This window comes from Asticcacaulis sp., from assembly GCF_027484505.1.
GTDB lineage: Bacteria > Pseudomonadota > Alphaproteobacteria > Caulobacterales > Caulobacteraceae > Asticcacaulis.
In genome coordinates this window covers 1-4,970 of sequence record NZ_JAIXSV010000328.1, presented here as the reverse complement: position 1 = coordinate 4,970, position 4,970 = coordinate 1, and the positions used below count along the sequence as shown (strand labels likewise).

General features: G+C 55.6%; 4 protein-coding genes and 1 pseudogene. 2 read left to right on the top strand and 3 right to left on the bottom strand.

Translation table 11 applies throughout. The annotated features are described in order from the left end of the window. Positions 1–230: pseudogene (locus Q0072_RS19320) on the bottom strand (VOC family protein); the annotation flags it as partial. Between the two features lie 189 nt (positions 231–419). Here Q0072_RS19320 and Q0072_RS19315 point away from each other — a divergent pair. Next, positions 420–1,136, top strand: a complete 717-nt coding sequence (locus tag Q0072_RS19315; RefSeq protein WP_298333214.1) for a transporter substrate-binding domain-containing protein — start codon at positions 420–422, stop codon at positions 1,134–1,136. A 7-nt stretch (positions 1,137–1,143) separates the two neighbouring features. Here the strand turns inward: Q0072_RS19315 and Q0072_RS19310 are convergent, their stop codons facing one another. Together Q0072_RS19310 and Q0072_RS19305 are read right to left on the bottom strand one after the other, a co-directional pair. Further along, entirely contained in the window at positions 1,144–2,676 is a 1,533-nt protein-coding gene (locus Q0072_RS19310) for a YifB family Mg chelatase-like AAA ATPase (RefSeq protein ID WP_298333212.1), read from the bottom strand. 102 nt (positions 2,677–2,778) lie between these two features. Next, positions 2,779–4,212: a rhamnan synthesis F family protein gene (locus Q0072_RS19305; protein WP_298333210.1), complete on the bottom strand. Its 1,434-nt coding sequence runs from the start codon at positions 4,210–4,212 to the stop codon at positions 2,779–2,781. Positions 4,213–4,434: 222 nt separating this feature from the next. Here Q0072_RS19305 and Q0072_RS19300 point away from each other — a divergent pair, with 222 nt between their 5' ends. Continuing rightward, positions 4,435–4,893 (top strand): (2Fe-2S)-binding protein, encoded by a 459-nt coding sequence (locus Q0072_RS19300; RefSeq protein WP_298333208.1) that lies wholly within the window; start codon positions 4,435–4,437, stop codon positions 4,891–4,893. Positions 4,894–4,970 lie beyond the last annotated feature (77 nt).

The window sequence follows — 4,970 nt, the reverse complement described above, 5'->3', positions numbered from 1 at the left end:
CCGTCCAGATCATCGACAATCAGGTTCACCATGAAGGGCAGGGGGCTGGGATCGAAATAGCTGCTGGTCGCCTTGAACCCGCTGAGCAGGGTGAAGCCCCGGTCGGGATGGGGAAACATGGCCCCAAAATCACCCCAGTCGATTCCCAGTACCCTTCGGTACCAATCGCCCATGGCTGCCGGGTCGGATGCTTTGATAAACAGACCACCAATCCCCAAAACCGCCGCCATTGCGCTCTCCATCGCTGACGTCATGCCTCTTGAGGGTCGCACAGGCGGTGGCCCTTCAACAAGCCTTGGCATCAAGCGCGAACAATCATACACCCTACGCGGGCTGATCGCAGACGATGGATGAATAAGCGCATGGCCACGGGTAGCGCTACACGCTTTTGGCTTATTTGTGAATTTACGATTCTTCTTATGATTGCGCTTCCTGCCGCAACACCGGCTGCTGCACCCCTGCGCCTCGTTGTTTCCGACAGTCTGCCGCCCCCCTATCTGATCTTGGATGAGGATGGGGGAGAGGCGAAGGGGCTGGCCATTGATCTGTGCCGTAAGGTTGCCGAACGGCTGGGCCATGCTGCGACGGTGCGGTTGGCCCCGCCCAAACGGTTGCCCGAACTGGTGCGGGCTGGGGAGGTGGATATGGTGTGCCATGTCGCCCCTGGCTGGTACGCCTATCCAGACGATCTCTGGTTCGGTCGCCGCCTTTATACCGCTGACAATGTCTTCATCGCGGCTCAGGGGGCACCCAGCATCTGTGATCAATGTTCTTTGCCGGCGGAGGTGGCGACCGTCATCGGCTACGAATATGGCGATCGCATGCGTCAGGGATTCGACAACGGGGCCGTGTCCCGGCGCGATGTCCGGTCGGAGGAGAATGTCTTCCGTCTGGTCCAGCATGGCCGGGTGTCCTACGGTATCATCTCCGAATACACGTTCCGCTATTTCGCGAAGGGCACGCGCGAGGTTGCCATCAAGGGCAGCGTGGCGCGCTTCAACATCACCGTCGGGGTACCGCGTAGCGGCAGCATCAGTGAGGCGGAATTGAAGATCGCATCCGCCTCCATTCGTCTGCCCCAGGACGTGGCACCTGAATATCGCGCCTATCTGGGCGTGCCTGCCGGGCCCCGTTGATCTGAACCTACCGGCCCGGCGCCACCCGGCGATAGGAAAGGGCTTCCGCCACATGGATGCGACGCACCTGATCGGCATTGTCCATGTCGGCCAGGGTCCGGGCCACGCGCAGCACGCGGTGATATCCCCGTGCTGACAGTTTCAGCCGTTCCGCCGCCTCGGTCAGCAGGTAACGCCCCTGCGGATCGGGTGCAGCCGCCTTTTCCAGAAGTTCGCCATCCGCCTCGGCATTGGTGCGGACGGGCGGATGGCCGGGCGGGAGCAGGGCCTTGTACCGTTCCCGCTGCCGCTCCCGCGCGGCGGCGACGCGGGCCGCCACCTCCGCCGTGCCCTCACGCGGGGGCGGAAGTGACAGGTCGGATGCGCTGACCGCCGGCACATCGATATGCAGGTCGATACGGTCGAACAGCGGGCCGCTGATCTTGCTCTGATAATCCAGCGCGCATTTCGGCGCCCGGCCACAGGCCAGCGCGGCATCGTCCAGATGACCGCAGCGGCAGGGGTTCATGGCCGCCACCAGTTGGAACCGGGCCGGATAGGTGACATGGTGGTTGGCGCGGCTGATGGTGGCGCGGCCCGTTTCCAATGGCTGACGCAGCGCCTCCAGCGTGCCGCGTGCGAATTCCGGCAATTCGTCCAGAAACAGCACGCCTTGATGCGCCAGACTGATCTCCCCCGGCTTGGCGCGCGTGCCCCCGCCGACCATGGCCGCCAGGGTGGCGGAATGATGCACCTCCCGGAACGGACGCGTGCGGATCAACCGTCCCTCTTCCAGCCCGCCTGCGATAGAATGCACCATCGACACTTCCAGCGCCTCTGCCGCGTCCAGCCCCGGTAGCAGGCCCGGCAGGCGCGCGGCCAGCATGGACTTGCCCGATCCCGGTGGCCCCAGCATCAGCATGTTGTGACCGCCGCTGGCCGCCACCTCCAGCACGCGTTTGGCCGTTTCCTGTCCTTTTACATCGCGGAGGTCCCGCACGCTGCCGGGCAGTTCCTGCTGCAGCTTCGGTTCGGGCCGGGTCAGGACCTGGGTGCCCTTGAAATGATTGATCAGGGCCAGCAGTGATGGCGGTGCCAGGATGTCCAGCCCATCGCCGGCCCATGCCGCCTCCCCCCCGCTGGCCGCAGGACAGATCAGGCCCTTGGCTGATGCCAGGGCATTGATGGCGGCGGGCAGGACACCGGCGACCGGCGCGATGGACCCGTCCAGCCCCAGTTCACCCAGCGACTGATACCCCGCCATGGCGTCATCCGGCAGAATGCCCATCATCACCAGCAGGGCCAGCGCGATGGGCAGATCAAAATGCGAGCCCTCCTTCATGACATCGGCAGGTGCGAGATTGACCATCAGGCGCTGTGCCGGCAACGCAATGCCCAGGGCATGCAACGCGCCGCGCACGCGTTCCCGGCTTTCCGCCACAGCCTTGTCCGGCAATCCCACCACCAGAAAGGTGATGGGGCCACCCGTCATCTGAACCTGTACATCGATATCCAGCACATCAATGCCTTGAAAGGCCACCGTCGATACACGCGCCGCCACCAACGCCCCCACTCGCAATGAATCTTATCCACCTCATTCTCATGAAAAATAGAATTGTATTCAATCCATAACGACTATAAAAAATTTACGTTTAGGTATCTTCTACTCAAAATCGCCAGTTTGGCGGCTCATCCATATCGCTAATGATTTGGCATCTCTCATCAAATAATCTCGTAACAAAATTGAAAATTGTGAATATTCGTCCATCAATAAAATGTTATCGATATTATATAGATCTGGAACGCCGACTGGATTCTTTCCAACTAGTTCCTTTTTAAGGAATGGTGTCTTCATATCGCTCATCAGAACGTACCAAAAATGATGTGTTGGGTTGAGTGGCGTTCTGTTTCTGATTGCTGTAATCGCATCCGCAAAGAACATATTTCTGTATTCCAGATTTGATAACGCAACCGGAAAGGGGGAGTCCTTCGAGCTTATAAATTCTGGAAACTTACTGGTCGCACCGAACTCTTTGCAAAAATACTCTATTGCAAACTTTGATGCAATCTCATACGGACAAAGAACGCCATGTCTAAGATTTGACTTGATCATGTACTGAGAAAGATATATTTCTCCATTCTGAATGGCATATTCCTTGTCGCCGGATGGTTTGTAGTTATCAAAAAATCTAATAATATTACTGTGACTTGATTTATTGAAGTACATAAAATATGATTGAATATGATATGAATGTTGCCAGCAATCTGTAATGCCCCAAAAATCCAGATTTTTGGCCTGCATTCGCGTAATATCAGCAGCTAGGGAAGGGCTTGGTCCAATTATACTATCATTGGTCAGTATGATTTCGTCGACTCCCTGGATGTTCTCTGAGAACAAGTCCAGCGCTGCTGCCCAAGAAGAAAAATCCCAGCCAAAATTATTGCGTAGAATGATGTAATCAGCGTATTGCGCCAATGATACGTGAACCAAAGTGGGGTTTCGATCCGTTGCCATCACGGCAACGACGGTGTAACCAAGTGCACGATAGGAATTAACGCAAAATATCTGTGACTTGCTCAGGGTTTCATCATTAGAAAACATTGCAATTATAGCAACTTTTTTTGAAAAGCTTGTGCTATTTGATAGTACAGATATAACACCATGTTTTCTCCAATTTAATTCAGATGCAAGTTTCTCCCTTGGCATACTCGGGTATCCAAAGAAAAAATTTGATCCACGCACCCGAAACTGATAGTCTTTATAGTTAAAAAAGAAATTCATACCCGAAAGATAGGTACTGAATCCACAATTTTTCTTTCCGTATATTTTTTCAACATCTTCACGCTCTAAATTTGCTAATAACTTTCCAATTACTATGTTGTTGTAAACAATCTCAATGATTATTTCTTCATCAATATTGTCCTGATTAAATATCCATCCAGATATATGTTGCGACGAAAGGTGATCTACACAGCCAACGTATCTTTGTGTCAAAATTTTTTGCCCCCTCAACTTAGATGAGTTTCTTTTGGATATTAATTTAATCAGGGGTCTGTCAATAATCTTTTGTATATCGAACCGAAGCTGCGCATGCATGATCGATGTCCGCGATGACTAAGGCCGACGGTCGTCGGTGGACGGACAAATGCCTTGAATGCCTCCATTTCCATGCTTTGCCCTCACGAAGAAATAGGCGCGCAGGGGCGGGTGCTTGGATGATCAATTTCTGGAAGACTTCCAAACCCTTGCCCGTCATCCTCTCCCACGATGTCAGGCTTGGCGAGGGCCTGATGATTTCATTCTTAATTGGGGTCAGCGATGATTAGCCTCGATATCAACGGCAAGGTCCGCGAAGTGGACGTGCCGGAGGACATGCCGCTTCTGTGGGTCCTTCGTGACGAATTGAATATGACGGGCACCAAGTTCGGCTGCGGCGTTGCGCAGTGCGGCGCCTGCACGGTCCATGTGGACGGGCAGCCGACCCGGTCCTGCCAGCTGCCGGCCTCTGCCGCCGTGGGTGCCAAGATCACCACGATCGAGGGTCTGTCCGGCAAGGCTGCCGCTGCCGTGCAGAAGGCCTGGGCCGATCTGGACGTGGTGCAGTGCGGCTATTGCCAGTCGGGTCAGGTCATGGCTGCCACGGCCCTGATCGCCGAGAACCAGAACCCCACCGATGCCGATATTGAAGCGGCGATGGACGGCAATGTCTGCCGTTGCGCCACTTATGTGCGGATCAAGGCAGCCGTGAAGCAGGCTGCCAAGCTGGCGAGGACCTGAGCCATGATGCTGCGTCAATTGCTGCGCCAGGCCGCGTCCAACGTGGCCGAACCCACCCCCAGCCGCCGTGCCTTTCT

Bases quoted from the DNA above. Each gene is read 5' to 3' on its own strand.
- Q0072_RS19305 (WP_298333210.1), bottom strand. From the start codon at position 4,212: ATGCATGCGCAGCTTCGGTTCGATATACAAAAGATTATTGACAGACCC.
- Q0072_RS19300 (WP_298333208.1), top strand. From the start codon at position 4,435: ATGATTAGCCTCGATATCAACGGCAAGGTCCGCGAAGTGGACGTGCCG.
- Q0072_RS19315 (WP_298333214.1), top strand. From the start codon at position 420: ATGATTGCGCTTCCTGCCGCAACACCGGCTGCTGCACCCCTGCGCCTC.